Raw genomic sequence first — 17276 nt, 5'->3', positions numbered from 1 at the left:
AAAGCTGTAATTAGCAAGTAAGTATGTAGGCTGAACACAAACCGGAAATATCAAATTCCTTAAAGTTCACGAAAATTTTAAATATTTGCCACCAGAAAGGTAATCACTGTTATACAGGGCCACGTTGACTAACTGGTTGACAAAATTGGTATCCTTGGGATTGTAACTTAAGAACAATCCTCTCTCTATTTCCCACGATCGCAGTGTATTTTGCCAAGCTTGGTACTTTTGGTAATTAAGTTCTTCAGAGACACTAGTAACTTGAATGCAAAGCGGTTGATTGTTACGACTACTAACAATTAGGTCTGTTGCCATAGAGAGGTCGGCGATATAACGCTGCCAAAAACTACCTTCTCGACTTACAACATCTTGAGCTATTGACTTAATGATATCATCATCTACCTGATTAAATTCGCCTGCCATCAATTTTTGTTTCCAAATATAAAACTTGGAGTCACTTGCATTAATCCATCTAGGAAATAAATAACCATACCAATATCTCTCAATCGGTGTCATTAACTCAAACTTTGCTTTCTGTTCTTCTTCCGAAGGTAAGGATTTAATTATCAGCCAAATGGTAGAATCCGTAATTACCTCTAAGAGAAATGCAATGACAAACGGTTTTGCAGTCAGGGAACCTGGCTTGATATTCTTTACCCAACGATTGATTTCATCTAATCTTCTCGCCAAATTATGATCTACCGAGGAAGCTTGCAGGGTAAGTGACTTTAGCTTATCCTTAATCTCTGTTGCTTGCAAACGAGGCCCTACTTTCAGAAGATAACGCTTTTTTACACACTAATAACTAAATCTTAACTTGAAAGTGTACTTAATTAATTTCCTGATGTCATCAAATATTCTCTAAGTCAATGCCCTTTGTGCGTAATACCTCCCGCAATCGAGCGAGTTCTTGCTCTGCTTGTTGGGCGCGTTCTTCTGACTCTTGGGCACGTTCTTCTGCTTGGTGGGCACGTAAACGTTCTTGTTCAGCTAACTCTTCTGATGATAATATTAATTGATTTTCAGTAGTGAAGAATCTTAATTTACCTTCATAAACTCCCAAATAAAGTTCTAACTGCTGACTCCACAAACGTCCATCAGTAGTTACTTGGATTTCTTGATACTTGCCATCAACTAAATGAAATCCCTGAAGTTCCATTGTTACAGGGTCAAACCAGAAATAATCTGGTGTACGGAAGGTATCTTGATAAACTTGTTTTTTTAATCCTTTATCAAGTGCTGTCGTTGAACTTGACAAAATTTCCACAATCACGTTTGGATATTTGCCGTCTTCTTGCCAAACTACCCAACTCTTACGGTCTTTTTTCTGGGTTCCCAAAACTACAAAAAAGTCTGGGCCACGAAAATATTCTGATGTTTTCTGGTTAGGACTGTAGTAAATCGTCAAATTGCCAGAAGCATAGAAATCTTGCCTTTTTCGCCACCATAATTTAAGTATGCGAATCAGTAAATCGATTTGGTCACGGTGTAAGTCACTTTCCAAGGGTGGCTCGTCACTCAGTATATCACCAGGAGGAAAAATAACTTCGTCTTCTGAAATACCATTAGAGATGAATTCTAAAGTAGCAGGTTCAGACATCAGCGATCGCTCCGCAATTTATTTACTGAAAATTCGCTAACTTGCAGATGGCTTTGAAAACTTGCAATAACTCTATTGCATCTGGAGATTCGTTTAAACTTAATAATGGCATTAACTGATAATTTGACTGCTCATCATGTCTTAGATAAACAAATTGATAACGCAGTCCGTTAGTTACCAGTCCCCAAACAGATGGTTGTTGCTCTAAACTCTTAAAAGCATAAGTCAGTAATTGAGGTAAACCTTCTCCCACTTCAATCGCACTGTTTTTCGTTTCAATCACTACAACCCAAAATGGCGGTGCAATATTACTTTGAAAACTGTTGATTGCTAAAATATCCATCCGTCCGGTAATTCTTCTGTCTTCATCTTCGACAGCGATCGCAATGCTATCTTCCATTGTCAACCGAATCGGCACATCATAAAACCCTGCTAACCGCATTAGTGGCGCGATCGTTATAAATTTAACCAAACCTTCAGAAATTTTACCTGCGCTTAAATAACGATCAAAGTCGTCTCTGATTCGTAATAAATCCTGCTGTTCAAAGTCAGAGAGTGGTTCTAGCCTTAAGAAATCTGTAAATGAACCATTTGAAAGCTTTTCTAGTTTAAGAAAGCGATGAACATCATTGAGAGATAAGCTGCTAGCTTCGACGGTGAGCGTCATAGTTTCAGGCGTTGTTTGTCAAGACTACTTATATTTTGCAACATTCGTGGTAGATAGACTGCAATGTAACGTCTTTACATTTCTCGAACGCTCGGTTTTGGTAGATGAAAATGAATGTAAACTAAATAACTCGGCAATTTTTACCTAGCTTAACGAAAATCTAAACACCGTCTAGCACAACTGGGCTAAGAATAGTTTTTAGTAATAATAGCGATCGCACTCATAAATAACCATGTCTGAACCAAATATCGAATCAATCCTCCAAGAGAACCGCCTCTTCCATCCTCCTAGTGAATTCTCGCAGAACGCCCATATTAAAAGCTTGGATGACTACAAGCGTCTCTATGAAAAAGCCAAAGCCGATCCACAGCAATTTTGGGCAGATTTGGCTGGAACAGAATTAGAATGGTTCCAAAAATGGGACACGGTGCTAGATTGGCAACCGCCTTTTGCAAAGTGGTTTGTTGGCGGTAAGATGAATATTTCTTACAACTGCCTTGACAGACATCTCACTACTTGGCGCAAAAATAAAGCAGCATTGATTTGGGAAGGAGAACCAGGTGATTCCCGTACCCTAACTTACGCCCAACTACACCGGGAAGTTTGCCAATTCGCCAATGTATTGAAGCAACTGGGTGTACAAAAAGGCGATCGCGTTGGAATTTATATGCCAATGATTCCCGAAGCTGCGATCGCAATGTTAGCCTGTGCCAGAATTGGCGCACCCCACGGTGTAGTATTTGGTGGTTTTAGTGCCGAAGCTTTGCGCGATCGCTTAATTGATGCTACAGCTAAATTGGTAATCACGGCTGATGGTGGTTGGCGCAAAGATGCGATCGTTCCTCTCAAAGAACAGGTAGATAAAGCCTTAGCTGATGGTGCTGTTCCTAGCGTCGAAAATGTCCTCGTTGTCAAGCGTACCGGACAAGAAACTTATATGCAGGGCGGACGCGATCATTGGTGGCATGATTTACAAAAGGGTGTATCAGCAGATTGCCCCGCCGAACCGATGGATAGTGAAGATATGCTATTTGTCCTCTACACTTCTGGTAGTACCGGCAAACCGAAGGGCGTAGTGCATACAACTGCTGGTTATAATTTGTATACCCATATCACCACCAAGTGGATATTCGATCTCCAAGACACAGATGTATATTGGTGTACTGCGGATGTAGGTTGGATTACTGGACATAGTTACATTGTCTACGGCCCACTTTCCAACGGTGCAACGACGGTGATGTATGAAGGTGCGCCTCGTGCTTCTAATCCTGGCTGTTTCTGGGATGTAATTGAAAAATACGGCGTTAATATCTTTTATACCGCACCTACGGCAATTCGGGCATTTATTAAAATGGGTGAACACCATCCCAACGCGCGAAACTTGTCTTCGTTGCGTTTGCTAGGAAGCGTTGGTGAACCCATTAACCCAGAAGCTTGGATGTGGTATCAGAAAGTAATTGGTGGCGATCGCTGTCCAATTGTTGATACCTGGTGGCAAACGGAAACCGGCGGTATCATGATTACACCATTACCAGGGGCAATTCCCACCAAACCAGGTTCAGCAACTCTTCCCTTCCCAGGAATTATTGCAGATGTCGTAGATTTAGAAGGAAACACCGTACCCAATAATGAAGGCGGTTATCTAGCAGTGCGTCATCCGTGGCCAGGAATGATGCGGACAGTCTACGGCGATCCAGAACGCTTCCGCCGCACTTATTGGGAACATATTCCACCCCAAGATGGTAAATATACTTACTTTGCTGGTGATGGCGCAAGACAAGATGAAGACGGTTACTTCTGGGTCATGGGTCGTGTGGATGACGTACTGAATGTATCAGGACATCGCCTTGGTACAATGGAAGTAGAATCAGCCTTAGTTTCTCATCCAGCCGTTGCAGAAGCGGCGGTAGTGGGTAAGCCGGATGAACTCAAAGGTGAAGAAGTAGTTGCTTTTGTGACTTTAGAAGGTACTTATCAGGGAAGTGAAGAACTGAGTAAAGAACTCAAGCAGCACGTTGTGAAAGAAATTGGTGCGATCGCACGTCCGGGAGAAATTCGCTTTACCGACGCTTTGCCCAAAACGCGATCGGGTAAAATTATGCGGCGCTTATTGCGGAATCTAGCTGCTGGGCAAGAGGTATCTGGTGATACTTCAACATTAGAAGATAGAAGCGTGTTGGATAAATTGCGGGAAGGTACGTAAATCATTCAATTGACCTTGTAGGGATGCACAGATGTGCGTTCCTACTTGTGGTCTATTTCACCTAACGCACCCACATTTTATGATGGACATAAGAACATTATTGAGGCATTGAGGGCGATGAAGCTGAAGAGCAAACCCAAATCAGCATTTGTTCAACCTTTTAGCTGCATGATGCTGAGTATTCTAACTGTAATTAGTTTATCACCATTAGCGTTAGCGGTTTCTGGAAAAGTTTCTTTGCATTCGCCAGAACAGAATGCACAGAGACAACCACAAAAACTAGCCCAGTTTTCAGACACAGGGCCATCAGAGCGATCGCAAATGCTGCAACAAGCCAATGCTTTATTTAATCAGGGAGACTTAACAGGTGCAGAGGAAAATTTCCGCAAGTTAATTAAAAAATTCCCAGACGATGCCTTTGGACACTTTCAACTGGGAAATGTGCTTTTTCGGCAAAAGAAACCAGAAGAAGCAATTAGCGCCTATCAAGAAGCCATTCGTCTTCAGTCAAAATACGCTCTAGCTTATAATGCGATCGGTATGGTTTACGCTAGCCAAAGTCGCTGGGAAGAAGCCATTACTGAATATAAAAAAGCTCTGGAAATTAATCCTAATTATGGCGAAGGGCTGACTAATTTTGCACTAGCATTGTGGCAAACAAATAAAAAAGACGAGGCGCTATCTTCTTTAGAAAAAGCTTTAAATATTTTCAAATCACAGAATAGAGGTGAAAAAGTTAACCAAGTAGAAAGAATTTTAAAAGAGATCAAAACTGCTGAAGATCCTAGTGTTTCCTGAAAATCATATTATTCAGTAGATAAAAGTTAAGAAGAGTTGCTGCGATCGTCTTTAAGGATGCTTTGCCAGGAGTGCGATCGCGTATTATGCGTCTATTGCTGCGGAATTTGGCATCTGGTTTGTAATTATTATGGGGTGGGACAGAAAGCTCACCCTCTTAAAAGCATCGAAACAAAATAATAGTATTGCCATGAATGAAATATTTCTGTTAGCCAGAGAAACTGTAAAAGTGATTTTTCAGATGGATGGAGGATACACAAAGGTAGTCTGGGAACGTTCTGCCAATGATTGTGAGAATATAGAGAATATCCACAATAATCGTAATAGCTTTTTTCATATAGAAAGATTGACTTTTGTTATATAAATGGCATTTAACTTAGCGCACGTCTATTCAAAAATAGCAAAATAGCAATCTACAATAAGAATCAGACAACCCATTGGTTAAAGCCTATGACTTCCCTATCGGCATTAACTTTACCTGACCACACCCAGTTACCAGACTCAGACGGTACATTCGTGAAAAACTGGCAAGAGCATCCCCAAAGTATCTTACTTACTGACTCGATTAAACTTGTCTTAGAGGAACTTCATCCTGATAGTCAATATTGTATTGGGCAAGATTTAGGTATCTACTGGCGATTGACAGATCCTCCAGAGAAAGGGGCTGAAGCACCAGATTGGTTTTATGTACCCAATGTACCGCCAACCCTTGAAGGTAAAACACGGCGTTCTTATGTGCTGTGGAAGGAGTATGTCGCGCCCTTGATTGTGATTGAATTTGTCTCTGGAGATGGTTCAGAAGAACGAAATAACACACCGCCATCTCAAGGTGAAGGTGGAAATGTTGGTAAATTTTGGGTTTATGAACAGGCAATTCGAGTGCCTTATTATGGGATTTATGAAGTAGCAAAAGCGCAAGTGGAAGTTTATCACCTAATAGATAATACTTATGAACGAATGCAACCCAATGAACGAGGACATTACCCAATTGTTCCTATGGGTGTAGAGTTAGGAATCTGGCAAGGATTTTATCAAAATGCAGAGTTACCTTGGTTGCGCTGGTGGAATGCACAAGGAAATTTACTGCTAACGGGTGAGGAACGGGCTGTGATTGAGCGACAAAAGCGGGAGAGAATTGTAGAGAAATTGCGTACTCTCTCTGCTGAACAACTCAACGCTTTAGGAATTGACCTAGAAATGTTGGATTAGGAAACATAATTATCTACCAATAATACAAATTTGCTAGTTATTAATGTATAATTAAGCCCAACAGTTCAGGGTGCTTGTCAAGCATTAAATTACTTGCTGGTACTGCCAAAACATATTGTATGTCTAAATCTGCAATCACCGTTACCGTCAAATTGTTCGCTGCTTATCAAGAAGCCTTTAAGGTTTCGGAACTTGTACTGGAATTTCCCAATAGTATGCCAGTTAAAGCAGTATGCGATCGCCTCATAGCCGAACACCCTGAACTTTCCCAATGGCGAGACATCACCCGCTTCGGGATTAATTTAATATTTGTTGAACCAGATACCCTATTACAAGATGGGGATGAAGTCGTATTGATTCCACCAGTTAGCGGCGGCTAGGAAAATAGTTAGGAGTTAATAGGACTTACGCAAGAACTCTCTGAAACTCTTATTTCTCCGTGTCCTCTGCGCCCTCTGTGGTTCGTTTTTTCATTATTTTGCGTAAGTCATGGTTAAGTATTACAGCAGATTGAAAGTAAGTGAGGTGCAAAATGCAGGACTCAAAATCACATATATAAAGTAAGTTCTTATCTCCTGCCCCTTGCCCCCTTACCTACTATTCGACTCAGCAGTTATCTTGACTAAGTTATCTAACTCTTCTTGCATCTGGCTCACAACTAATTCATAACATTCATTGACATAGTGGCGATCGCTAGCTGCTTCTCGACCATAGCGTTCAAATACAATCGGCGGACAAACCCGTGTGTACATGGGCACAGGTAATGGAATGTTGGGCAATGGACCAATTGCTAATCCCCAAGGCAATCCGAGATAGATCGGAAAAACTTCTGGATCAATCCCAAGCAGCCAAGGCATTCCCCATTCGTGGAGTTGCTGCACAACTTTGTAGAAGTCAGCCAGTACAATCAGCGTATCGTGAGCGCCCCAGGAAATTACAGGTACAATCGGCACATTTTCTCGCAATGCTAACTTGATAAATCCTTGTCGCCCTGCAAAGTAGATTTTGTTACGCAAATAATGTGGTCGAAACACATCTTCGGCTCCACCTGGATAAACCAGCACACTAGCGCCAGAGTGCAACGCAGTGTAGGCCATTTTTGGATGAGCTATGATTGCTCCAGCCTTGGCAGCTATTTGCGCTAGTGGTTGGCTAACCTGCCAAGCTTTGGGATGCATTAAACCATAAACGGGTTTCTCCGTACCAAATCGTCTGAACCAGTCATACATGACCATTCCCATATCGGGAGCCGCCAGTCCTCCATTATGCGAACCGACAAATAAGACTTTTTCTTGGGATGGAATATTTTCCCAGCCACTAGTTTGCACTTGAAAATAGTACTTATAGAAAAAGCCTAATAAAGGCATCAGAGATTCTATGAACTTTGGATCTCGCTCATCCAAAGACCAACCGGGTTTTTTCTTTAAGAGATGTTGCTTTTTTGACATCGATACATTTTAACAAGATCGGAACTTCGGGAGACGCGGCAAGTCTTGAATTAAAACTAAATTAACCTGACTTTCAAGTGCTGTATTGCTTTTGCTTGACTAGCCAAACCCAGAACAGAGCGATCGCTATACCAACCAGAATAAAACAATAGATGTAGCCGAAGTTATCCACAATCCTACCAAATACTGCTGCGCGATTCCCTGTCTAACAAAAAAGCTATAAACAGCGAAATGGCTCTACCTGCTGCTTCCGGTACTAACCGCTAGTGGTAGCAAAGCTGAAGTTGACATCCAAAAAGCGAAATGGCTCTACCTGCTGCTTCCGGTACTAACCAGCCCACACAATCCTCCTAATTGTTTTATCAAACAGAATTTAGGAGTCAGGAGTCAGAATGGGCTAAACCTTAGCTATCCGCTAACAGAATGAATTCTGTATGACTGGCGGATAGCGGAGCGGTAACGATGTATTTTCGAGTCGCGTCTTCATTCTGACTTCTGTAGGACTTACGCAAGAGTTACGGAATAACTAACCACAGAGGCGCAGAGGACACGGAGAAATAAGAGTTTGAGAGATATTTTGCGTAAGTCCTATTCTGAATTCTTATTCAAGCCCAAAACGCTCAAGGTTGAATAGTCTTTGCCGACTGGTTAAATAACAAATCTCGTGACTTATCTGGATCAAGTGGTTGAGTTTTCAATGCTTCTGCTTTCTCGTAGGCGCGAATTGTTGCCGGACGAGCTTTAATTGTCTCAAACCAGCGCTTGAGGTGAGGAAAATCCTCTAGATTCTGACTTTGGCGTTCATAGGGCACAATCCAGGGATAAGCAGCAATATCGGCGATGGAATAATCGCCAGCCACAAATTCTCTATCTGCTAGTTGCTTATTCAGCACTCCATATAAACGTCCCGTCTCATTCACGTAGCGGTTAATGGCATATTCAATTTTTTCGGGAGCATAGGCGCTAAAGTGATGATTTTGTCCTGCCATTGGCCCTAGCCCGCTCATTTGCCAGAACAACCATTCTAAAACTTGAGTGCGTTGGCGTAAATCTTGCGGGATTAATTTCCCGGTTTTTTCTGCCAAATATAGCAAGATTGCCCCAGATTCAAATACCGAAATCGGCGCACCTCCATCTACTGGTTCGTGGTCAACGATCGCAGGGATACGATTGTTAGGAGAAATCTTCAAAAATTCAGGCTTAAATTGATCTCCAGCTCCAATATTCACAGGATTTATGGTATATTGCAAGCCGACTTCTTCCAGGAAAATCGTAATTTTATGACCGTTTGGGGTTGTCCAATAATAAAGATCGATCATGGTTATTTGTCCTAAAATTGTGCGATTCTTTTTAAGTGAATGGTGCAGACATCTCTTTTTTTCTGATTTATCATAAAATCTGAAAAAAAGAGGACAAAAACGGTGAAAAGTAAAAGGGATTGGGGATTGAGTAAGAAGTGAAAAATTATGTTCGGGGCTTTAACCCTTCCCAAATTTTGGAATATATTCACAGTCCCAGTCTCGATTATCAGAGCGGTGTTCCTCTCTATGAGACGCTGTGCTTAGTAAGATCCCCCGTAGGGGTATGCTATCGCCGCGACCAGTTGAATTGTAACCCCACAACCTAGAATTTCAAATACTTAGAGAGTAACTTATGAGTGAAAAGACAGTCAAAGTGATTGAAGGAAACTTATTGCCAAAAGGAGATTATGTTTCGTCAGGATTTTCCACTATCCAGCCAGATTTATATTTTCCCAATATAATTTTAGGAAATAAATATGATTCTTTTTGGCTTTATTTACGGCGGGATATTACTCATAACTGGTATGTGGATAAACGACGGCAAAAGGTAGGATTTGTGAGCAGAGATGAAGCTCATATTTTATACAATACGGCCTTGAAATTTCGGGGAGAAAAAGCTTTAGAAATAGGTTGCTGGATGGGTTGGTCAGCCTGTCACTTGGCTCTAGGAGGGGTGGAATTAGATGTAATTGATCCGATGCTATCCGAACAATTATTTAATGAAAGCGTTACAGAGTCACTAAAGTCAGCAGGCGTTAAGGAATCTGTGAATCTAATACCAGGATGCAGCCCTGAAAAAGTAGAAGAGATAGCAAATAAATTTCAACGTAAATGGTCATTGATATTTATAGATGGTAATCACGAAGCTCCGGCTCCGCTCAATGATGCAATTATTTGCGAACAATTTGCAGAAGCAGATGCTTTAATTTTATTTCATGATTTAGCTTCTCCTGATGTAGGACAAGGCTTGGATTACTTCAGAGACAAAGGATGGAACACAATGGTGTATCAAACCATGCAAATTATGGGAGTTGCATGGCGGGGAAATGTTGAGCCTGTAATACATCAGCCAGATCCTAATATTAACTGGCCCTTACCTCCACATTTACAAGGTTATTTTGTCAGTGGTTCAGTTAAAACTGCGACTGAAGATAAATTTGCAGAAATTCTCAGAGCAGTTCGGCCATTTACTTTATTGAGTGAAGCAAAGTTATTCTCGCTTTATAGTCAGGCAAAACAACTATATTGTTATCTTTTCTGGCTGCCAAAAATGTTACTACAAGCGATCGCTAGAATCAAACCTATCAAGGGCAACTAGTTTTGTATTATAAGCCATGACTGGCGACTGGCTATCTGTCGCTAGTCATGGCTTTCTCTGAATGAAACATAGAGCTTCAATTATATTTTTTCATAGCGGTGATTTAGCGATCGCTGCCCAAACTCTATGGTGAACCTGAAGGATTGGTGTGGGAAATTTTGCTTCGAGTAATGTTGCCAATTCTTGGTCAAATATTTCTACTTTTTCTGGTGTCAAGCTGGCTCCCACGCCAGCACTCGCCCGAATTCTTCCCCGCCAAGCGACCTGTGTATAAGATACAAATACATCATAAGAAAATGTGCGGATTTCTCGGAATCCAACTTCGCCAATATCCTGTAACCACAGGGGATGTAAGCCATTACCGCCGGCCAGATTCCACGCGGGATTATGAGCCTGAATCAGTTGTTCTGTGGCTTCGACGACATTGCCTTTTAAAGGTATCCAATCAAAATGAGCGATCGCAATTGAGCCATTTTTTCTCAATATTCGAGTAACTTCTTGGACAGCACGGGGACGATCAAACCAATGCCAACACTGTCCAGCAGTGATTACATCAGCACTTGCATCTGGTAACTCGGTATTTTCGGCAGTTGCGACTCGATAATCTACTTTGATTTGGGTTGATTCGCTTAACTGTCTCGCTTGTTCTAAAAGTGATGCTGATGGATCTATGCCAATTACATAAGCACCTCTATCAGCAAAACCCCGCGCTAGTGTTCCTGTTCCTGTACCAAGGTCAACAATATTCTGTCCTGGTAAACCTATACCATATTCAGACAGTTTATTAAATAATGAACTGGGAAAGCCAGCGCGGTGTTTTGCGTAATCAACAGCAGTTGCACCAAAATCAATTTTCATACCTGCAAAACCATTTTTGTAACAATTGTCTAGGTTAGAAGTTCTCTACCCAAGGACGTAGTTCTACTTCATAAGTCCAAGCACTGCGGGGCTGGCGTAGAATACTGAGATAAGTTTGAGCGATCGCATCTGGGTCAAGAGTACTATCAGGATTATCTACTGGATCTTGGCGAACTGCTGAACGAATTGCCCCATCAATCACGAAATGCGCCACATGAATATTCTTTGGTGCTAATTCCCTAGCAATACTCTGAGCCAAACCGCGCAGTGCAAATTTACCCATTGCAAAGGGAGCAGACTGAGCATAACCCTTAATACTCGCTGAGGCTCCAGTAAAAAATATAGCACCACCACCAAGCTGCAAAAATCTTTTGGTAGCAGCTTGGGCCACAAGAAAGCCACCATAAGCAGTTACATCTAAGGTTTTTGCCACCTCACCAGGGTCTAAATCAATAAGAGGCCCCCGCACCCGAAAACTGGGATTGTAAATAACAACATTTGGGGAACCAATTTTATTATCAATATCAATAAATAATTGTTCTACTTCATTCGGCTTTGAGACATCAGCAGCGAAACTAACCGCGTCAATTTCACTAGTCAATTGAGTGAGTTTTTCAATTTGACGAGCCGCTAAAGCTACGGTGAATCCTTCTTTGGCAAATAGACGGGCTAAAGATGCACTCAGTCCACTACCTGCGCCGACAATTAAAGCTGTTGTTGCCATATTTTAAACCTGTAGTGCTTATTCTGCCTAGCTTAGAGTTTTTCTTAATGCCATTCGATTAAAACATTCATAGATTAAGAATTGAGCGTGACTGAAAATAAACCTCATCTATGTTGAAACCTAGAGTTTTTTAAAAGATATATTTAATTTATGTAGGTTGGGTGGAGTGAAACGCAACCCAACATTACCACCAAATTTTATGTTGGGTTACGCTATCGCTGCACCCAACCTACAAAACTTACGCATGAGTTACGGAATAACGAACCGCAGAGGCACAGAGGGCACGGAGAAATCAGAGTTTGAGACATATTTTGCGTAAGTCCTAATTAAGATTTGAGCGTGACTGAAGATAACTGTGAATTGCCCTTAGTGGGAGTTTTACCAATTTGTAGTACACCAACTGCGGCAATCAGACAGAGAATACCTGATAAAATAAACGCTTGTAAATAGCTACCCGTCCAAGTTCTTAACACTCCGGCTCCGAATGCTGCTGTGGCTGCACCAAGCTGGTGTCCTGCGACAATCCAACCGAACATCACGCCGACATTTTCTTTACCAAAAGTATTGGCAACAAGACGGACTGTCGGTGGTACGGTAGCAATCCAATCAAGTCCATAGAAGACCGCGAAAATGGAAAGTCCATAGAAGGAAAAGTTGAAACTGAAGGGTAAGAAAATCAAAGACAAACCCCGCAGCCCGTAGTACCAGCATAATAAGTAGCGATTGTTCCATCTGTCGGATAGCCAACCGGACATAGTAGTTCCAAAAAAATCGAATAGCCCCATGATTGCCAAAAGTCCCGCAGCTTTGACTTCAGGGATACCGTGGTCAATGCAAGCGGGGATTAGATGAGTGCCAATTAACCCATTTGTGCTAGCACCACAGATAAAGAAGCTACCAAATAATAGCCAGAAATCGCGCTTACGCATTCCCAGCCAAAGGGCGTTGAGGGTAGAGGCGATGGAATTTGCTCTAGGCTGTGATATTTCTACAGTTTCGCTGTTGTCGCCAAAGGGTCGCAAACCGACATCTGCCGGACGATCGCGCATAAAGGCTGCGATCGCTGGAATAATTAAAAGTGCTGCACCAGTCAGAGCTAAAGCCGCAGTTCGCCATCCAAAGCGATCGGCTACTGAGGCCAGCATGGGCAAAAACACCAGTTGTCCTGTGGCTGTACTGGCGGTTAAGATGCCGAGAACTAAACCCCGCTTCTCAGAAAACCAGCGATTGACAACAATAGCGCCCAAAACCAGGGCGATAACTCCGCTACCAGAACCGACAACTACACCCCACAGCAAAACTAGCTGCCAAGATGCTGACATCAAAGTAGTTAAACCGACACCAAGAGCAATGACAGCAAGTGAGAACACCATCATCCGGCGAATGCCGATTCGCTCCATAACTGTGGCGGCAAAAGGGCCAATCAATCCGTAGAGTACTAAGTTAATGGAGATTGCCAAAGATATAGTTGCTCTACTCCAGCCGAACTCCTGTTCGAGAGGCACTATAAAAACTCCGGGAGCAGAACGAATTCCGGCTGCAACGAGTAAGGCGAGGAATGTTAAACCTGCAACGATCCAGGCATAGTGGAACGAACGACGCGCTAGGAAGGAGGCTAGGGACATGGTTGGGGAGACAGGGGGCAGGGGGAGTAGGGGAGGCAGGGGGAGCAGGTTCAAAAACTCATTCACGAGTATAAAAGACTCGTTGGCGAGTATAAAAGACTCATTTACGAGTATGAAAGACTCGTTGGTGAGTATAAAAGACTCGTTGGTGAGTATAAAAGACTCGTTGGCGAGTATAAAAGACTCATTCACGAGTATAAAAGACTCGTTGGTGAGTATAAAAGACTCGTTAGCGAGTATCAAAGACTCATTCCCTATTCCCTATTCCCCATTTAGTGAAAGCTACCCTGCATAAGGATTACCGATTCTGTCTACAGAGACGTTAGAGGAGAATGGTAAACGACCTGGATTTAAGCGTGGTTCGGCTGCATAGCCAACAGGAACAACAACAGCGATCGCTAAATCTGGATTATCCCCAGCACCAATCACTTGTTTTACCTGATCCTCAACCCAACCGTTCATAAAACAAGTGGATAATCCCAAGCTTTCTGCTGCTAACACCAAGTGAGTAGCGGCAATAATGGCATCTTTGATTGCATATTCGCGTCGCTTGTCGCCTAACCCAGCTTGAAATTGTGGGATGGCGCTTTTAAAGTAGTTTACCGTGCCTTCATTCCATGCTCCAGTTCCGGCCGCTTGCTCTAGAATTGGAAGCAAGTTTTGTTCGCCTGCGTTAGGATCGGCGGCAAATACAAAGGTTACAGGTGCTTGGACAATTTGCTGTTGATTCCACGATGCTGCTGATAATGCTGCCTTTTGCGCCTCATCTTGCACAAGAATAATTTGCCAGGACTGGATATTAAAGCTGCTGGGCGCTGCCACGGTCAATTCTACCAGTTGCTTAAGTAGTTCTGGGGCAATGGGGTCTGTTGTAAAAGTTTTGATTGAACGACGTTGAGCGATCGCACTGGGTACATCTAAAGCTTGAGTTTGGGTGATGGAACTCATGAGATTCTCCTGATAGTTGAATTATGACCAAATAATTCGTAATTCCTAATTAGGATACAAATGAATCTATTTATTCATGAAACAAAAATAAAAATTATTCCTTGTTTCCGAACAAAAGTCAGAATTACGAATTACGAACTTGTACTGAGCTTGTCTTGAGCGTAGTCGTTGGCGCAGCCTCTCGCAGAGAAGTATTTCCGGATTTCTCACGCATAGTGTAGGCAGAGGAGTGTGGGGAGTGTGGGAAGTGTGGGGAGTTGTGCGGGGTCAGATTTATTCCCCATCCTCCCACACCTCCCACACCTCCCACACTCCTTGATTTCTCACTTGTGAGAAATCAAGGGTATTACGCCTGAGCTACTGCCTCATTAGCAGCCGACCAAAATGGATAGTCTGTATATCCTTGTTCACCGCCACCATAAAAGGTTGCTTGATTTGCTTCATTTAATGGTGCATTTAAAGCCAAGCGTCGAGGTAAATCTGGGTTTGATATAAATAATGTGCCAAAGGCAACTAAATCTGCTGCTTTGTTTGCCAGCACTGCATCACCTTTTTCACGGGTATAACCACCATTGACGATGAGTGTACCTGTAAAGCGATCGCGGATATGACTGGTGGGTACAATTATCCCACCATGTCTGATGTCTGCTTCTGTTGCCTCATAAAGATGCAGATATGCCAAATTAAACTGGTTCAACGCTTGAGTTGCATAACCGAATGTCTCTAACGGATTGGAGTCCCCTATATCGTTAAAAGTCCCACTGGGAGAGAAACGTACCCCAACTCGGTTAGAATCCCATACACTAGTTACCGCCTCTGTCACTTCCAACAAGAATCGGGTGCGATTCTCAATGGAACCGCCATATTTATCTGTACGTTGATTGGTGCGATCGCGGAGAAATTGATCTATTAAATAACCATTGGCTGAGTGAATTTCTACCCCATCAAACCCAGCCGCTAGAGCATTTGCCGCTCCCTGACGGTACTGTTCTACTATTTGTGGTATTTCTGAAGTTTCTAAAGCGCGGGGTGTAACAAATGATTTTGGCCCCTCATAAGTTGCAGCTTCACCTTTAGGAGCAATGGCAGAAGGCGCTACAGGTAAAGCTCCATTTGGTTGTAAGTCAGGATGGGAAATCCTGCCTACGTGCCATAGTTGCATAAAAATTCTTCCACCCTCCCGATGTACGGCATCAGTTACTAATTTCCATCCTTCTATCTGTTCTGACGAATGAATTCCTGGTGTAGCAGGATAGCCTTGTCCTTCAGGAGTTATCTGTGCTGCTTCAGAAATAATCAGTCCGGCGGAAGCACGTTGAGCGTAGTAAGTAGCATTCAGTTCGTATGGTACATTTCCCTCACTGGCTCGGTTTCGGGTTAAGGGTGCCATCACAATCCGATTAGGGAGTTCCAAATTACCTAATTGGTAAGAAGAGAATAAGTTGATATCACTAGTCATGTTATTTTGCTCCAATTCAAAATTCAAAGTTCAAAATTCAGAACTCCATAGCTCGGAGATAAGGACGGGGCTATGCTATTCTCATTTGGCCCGCCTCACAATAAATTCTCAGTCTAATAGCGAAAGTCTCTAAAGACCACTAAGAAAAGGTTATTGTCGATTTTAAGGTACTCAAAAACTTTAGTTATGGGCGGTTGATTTCTAAAAAGGAAAACAAGAAAAAAGTCTTCCCAATACCCAATTTTGTATACAGTTCATTCACTAAACAATCGACCGAATAACACCACCATCTACCCGCAAAGCTGCACCATTAGTTGCTGAAGCTACGGGACTAGAAAGGTAAACTACGATCGCTGCTACTTCTTCATTAGTTGCAAAGCGTTTGATTAGGGAACTTGGACGCACATTTTGAAAAAATTCAGCCTCAACTTCTGTTGGACTAATACCACGTTCCTGCGCCAGGTTGATAATAAACTCTTCAACTCCTTCGGAACGGGTGGGCCCTGGTAGAACAGAGTTTACTGTAACTCCAGTCCCCACAGTCATTTCTGCTAGACCTCTGGCAATAGCAAGCTGCGCTGTCTTAGTTGTGCCATAGTGAATCATTTCTACTGGGATCTGAATCGCAGATTCGCTGGAGATAAAGATTATCCGCCCCCAGTTTTGCTCTAGCTGCTTTTGCAGATATTGCCGACTCAAACGGACTCCACTGAGAACGTTAACCTGAAATATGTTTAACCAGTCTTCATCTGTAATATCAAAGAAGGTTTTTGGCTCATAAATACCCACATTGTTAATGAGGATATCAACGTGAGGAACTTTTTGAAAGAGTTCCTCTACCCCTGATGCAGTACTCGTGTCAGCAACAACACCAGAAACTTTCGCGTCTGGTGTACTTTGTTGAATTTTAGCGATCGCTTGGGCTACTCTTTCCTCAGATCGACCGTTGACAATTACTGATGCACCTTCTTGAGCTAGCCCAAGGGCTGTCGCCAAACCAATACCTGCGGTTGAGCCACTAACTAGCGCGGATTTACCATGCAATTTCAAGTCCATTTTGCTCTTTCCCCATTAGTTGAAACAGAATTCAGGAGTCAGAAGTCAAGAGTGGGGAGAGA

16 protein-coding genes are annotated in these 17276 nt (G+C 42.6%); 5 read left to right on the top strand and 11 right to left on the bottom strand.

Annotated features, from left to right (window positions below):
• Window positions 1–66: 66 nt before the first annotated feature.
• The 3 genes from GJB62_RS09515 to GJB62_RS09505 all read right to left on the bottom strand — a co-directional run bounded on the left by GJB62_RS09515 (window position 67) and on the right by GJB62_RS09505 (window position 2267).
• A complete protein-coding gene (locus GJB62_RS09515) occupies window positions 67–759 on the bottom strand; it encodes a hypothetical protein (RefSeq protein ID WP_179072837.1) in 693 nt (230 codons plus the stop codon).
• Between the two features lie 91 nt (window positions 760–850).
• Window positions 851–1600 (bottom strand): Uma2 family endonuclease, encoded by a 750-nt coding sequence (locus GJB62_RS09510; RefSeq protein WP_114084292.1) that lies wholly within the window; start codon window positions 1598–1600, stop codon window positions 851–853.
• A gap of 22 nt (window positions 1601–1622) precedes the next feature.
• Window positions 1623–2267, bottom strand: coding sequence for a restriction endonuclease subunit R (locus tag GJB62_RS09505; RefSeq protein WP_114084293.1), 645 nt, complete (start codon window positions 2265–2267; stop codon window positions 1623–1625).
• Window positions 2268–2499: 232 nt separating this feature from the next.
• On the opposite strand from GJB62_RS09505, the gene acs reads away from it, so the two are divergent.
• The 4 genes from acs to GJB62_RS09480 all read left to right on the top strand — a co-directional run bounded on the left by acs (window position 2500) and on the right by GJB62_RS09480 (window position 6857).
• The gene (gene acs / locus GJB62_RS09500) at window positions 2500–4470 is read left to right on the top strand and encodes an acetate--CoA ligase (protein WP_114084294.1); all 1971 of its coding nucleotides are present in this window, start codon (window positions 2500–2502) and stop codon (window positions 4468–4470) included.
• A 117-nt stretch (window positions 4471–4587) separates the two neighbouring features.
• Window positions 4588–5268: a tetratricopeptide repeat protein gene (locus GJB62_RS09495; RefSeq protein ID WP_114084295.1), complete on the top strand. Its 681-nt coding sequence runs from the start codon at window positions 4588–4590 to the stop codon at window positions 5266–5268.
• Between the two features lie 450 nt (window positions 5269–5718).
• On the top strand, window positions 5719–6477 hold the full coding sequence (locus GJB62_RS09485) for a Uma2 family endonuclease (protein WP_114084297.1): 759 nt from the start codon (window positions 5719–5721) through the stop codon (window positions 6475–6477).
• Between the two features lie 119 nt (window positions 6478–6596).
• Window positions 6597–6857 carry a MoaD/ThiS family protein gene (locus tag GJB62_RS09480; RefSeq protein ID WP_012412483.1) on the top strand — a complete coding sequence of 87 codons (261 nt, stop codon included), beginning with the start codon at window positions 6597–6599 and terminating at the stop codon, window positions 6855–6857.
• 210 nt (window positions 6858–7067) lie between these two features.
• Here GJB62_RS09480 and GJB62_RS09475 read toward each other — a convergent pair whose 3' ends face one another.
• Window positions 7068–7925, bottom strand: coding sequence for a 1-acyl-sn-glycerol-3-phosphate acyltransferase (locus GJB62_RS09475; protein WP_114084298.1), 858 nt, complete (start codon window positions 7923–7925; stop codon window positions 7068–7070).
• Window positions 7926–8545: 620 nt separating this feature from the next.
• Window positions 8546–9244, bottom strand: a complete 699-nt coding sequence (locus tag GJB62_RS09470; RefSeq protein ID WP_114084299.1) for a glutathione binding-like protein — start codon at window positions 9242–9244, stop codon at window positions 8546–8548.
• Between the two features lie 334 nt (window positions 9245–9578).
• Between GJB62_RS09470 and GJB62_RS09465 the strand changes: the two genes are divergently transcribed.
• The gene (locus GJB62_RS09465; protein ID WP_114084300.1) at window positions 9579–10544 is read left to right on the top strand and encodes a class I SAM-dependent methyltransferase; all 966 of its coding nucleotides are present in this window, start codon (window positions 9579–9581) and stop codon (window positions 10542–10544) included.
• 90 nt (window positions 10545–10634) lie between these two features.
• Here the strand turns inward: GJB62_RS09465 and GJB62_RS09460 are convergent, their stop codons facing one another.
• From GJB62_RS09460 to GJB62_RS09430, 6 genes are all read right to left on the bottom strand, one after another.
• Window positions 10635–11402, bottom strand: a complete 768-nt coding sequence (locus GJB62_RS09460; protein WP_114084301.1) for a class I SAM-dependent methyltransferase — start codon at window positions 11400–11402, stop codon at window positions 10635–10637.
• Window positions 11403–11436: 34 nt separating this feature from the next.
• Entirely contained in the window at window positions 11437–12126 is a 690-nt protein-coding gene (locus GJB62_RS09455) for an SDR family NAD(P)-dependent oxidoreductase (RefSeq protein WP_114084302.1), read from the bottom strand.
• A gap of 326 nt (window positions 12127–12452) precedes the next feature.
• The gene (locus GJB62_RS09445) at window positions 12453–13751 is read right to left on the bottom strand and encodes an MFS transporter (protein ID WP_114084303.1); all 1299 of its coding nucleotides are present in this window, start codon (window positions 13749–13751) and stop codon (window positions 12453–12455) included.
• A gap of 282 nt (window positions 13752–14033) precedes the next feature.
• Entirely contained in the window at window positions 14034–14699 is a 666-nt protein-coding gene (locus GJB62_RS09440; protein ID WP_114084304.1) for a nitroreductase family protein, read from the bottom strand.
• A 346-nt stretch (window positions 14700–15045) separates the two neighbouring features.
• On the bottom strand, window positions 15046–16158 hold the full coding sequence (locus GJB62_RS09435) for an alkene reductase (protein WP_114084305.1): 1113 nt from the start codon (window positions 16156–16158) through the stop codon (window positions 15046–15048).
• Window positions 16159–16419: 261 nt separating this feature from the next.
• Window positions 16420–17214, bottom strand: a complete 795-nt coding sequence (locus tag GJB62_RS09430; RefSeq protein ID WP_114084306.1) for an SDR family NAD(P)-dependent oxidoreductase — start codon at window positions 17212–17214, stop codon at window positions 16420–16422.
• Window positions 17215–17276: the final 62 nt, after the last annotated feature.

Source organism: Nostoc sp. ATCC 53789 (assembly GCF_009873495.1).
Taxonomy (GTDB): Bacteria; Cyanobacteriota; Cyanobacteriia; order Cyanobacteriales; family Nostocaceae; genus Nostoc; species Nostoc muscorum_A.
Note: the sequence above shows the minus strand (reverse complement) of the source record. Positions and strands in the feature narration are given on the sequence as shown.

Coding starts and splice junctions, on each gene's coding strand:
- acs (WP_114084294.1), top strand. CDS start 2,500: ATGTCTGAACCAAATATCGAATCAATCCTCCAAGAGAACCGCCTCTTC.
- GJB62_RS09435 (WP_114084305.1), bottom strand. CDS start 16,158: ATGACTAGTGATATCAACTTATTCTCTTCTTACCAATTAGGTAATTTG.
- GJB62_RS09475 (WP_114084298.1), bottom strand. CDS start 7,925: ATGTCAAAAAAGCAACATCTCTTAAAGAAAAAACCCGGTTGGTCTTTG.
- GJB62_RS09505 (WP_114084293.1), bottom strand. CDS start 2,267: ATGACGCTCACCGTCGAAGCTAGCAGCTTATCTCTCAATGATGTTCAT.
- GJB62_RS09430 (WP_114084306.1), bottom strand. CDS start 17,214: ATGGACTTGAAATTGCATGGTAAATCCGCGCTAGTTAGTGGCTCAACC.
- GJB62_RS09465 (WP_114084300.1), top strand. CDS start 9,579: ATGAGTGAAAAGACAGTCAAAGTGATTGAAGGAAACTTATTGCCAAAA.
- GJB62_RS09455 (WP_114084302.1), bottom strand. CDS start 12,126: ATGGCAACAACAGCTTTAATTGTCGGCGCAGGTAGTGGACTGAGTGCA.
- GJB62_RS09510 (WP_114084292.1), bottom strand. CDS start 1,600: ATGTCTGAACCTGCTACTTTAGAATTCATCTCTAATGGTATTTCAGAA.
- GJB62_RS09495 (WP_114084295.1), top strand. CDS start 4,588: ATGAAGCTGAAGAGCAAACCCAAATCAGCATTTGTTCAACCTTTTAGC.
- GJB62_RS09460 (WP_114084301.1), bottom strand. CDS start 11,402: ATGAAAATTGATTTTGGTGCAACTGCTGTTGATTACGCAAAACACCGC.
- GJB62_RS09440 (WP_114084304.1), bottom strand. CDS start 14,699: ATGAGTTCCATCACCCAAACTCAAGCTTTAGATGTACCCAGTGCGATC.
- GJB62_RS09470 (WP_114084299.1), bottom strand. CDS start 9,244: ATGATCGATCTTTATTATTGGACAACCCCAAACGGTCATAAAATTACG.
- GJB62_RS09480 (WP_012412483.1), top strand. CDS start 6,597: ATGTCTAAATCTGCAATCACCGTTACCGTCAAATTGTTCGCTGCTTAT.
- GJB62_RS09445 (WP_114084303.1), bottom strand. CDS start 13,751: ATGTCCCTAGCCTCCTTCCTAGCGCGTCGTTCGTTCCACTATGCCTGG.
- GJB62_RS09485 (WP_114084297.1), top strand. CDS start 5,719: ATGACTTCCCTATCGGCATTAACTTTACCTGACCACACCCAGTTACCA.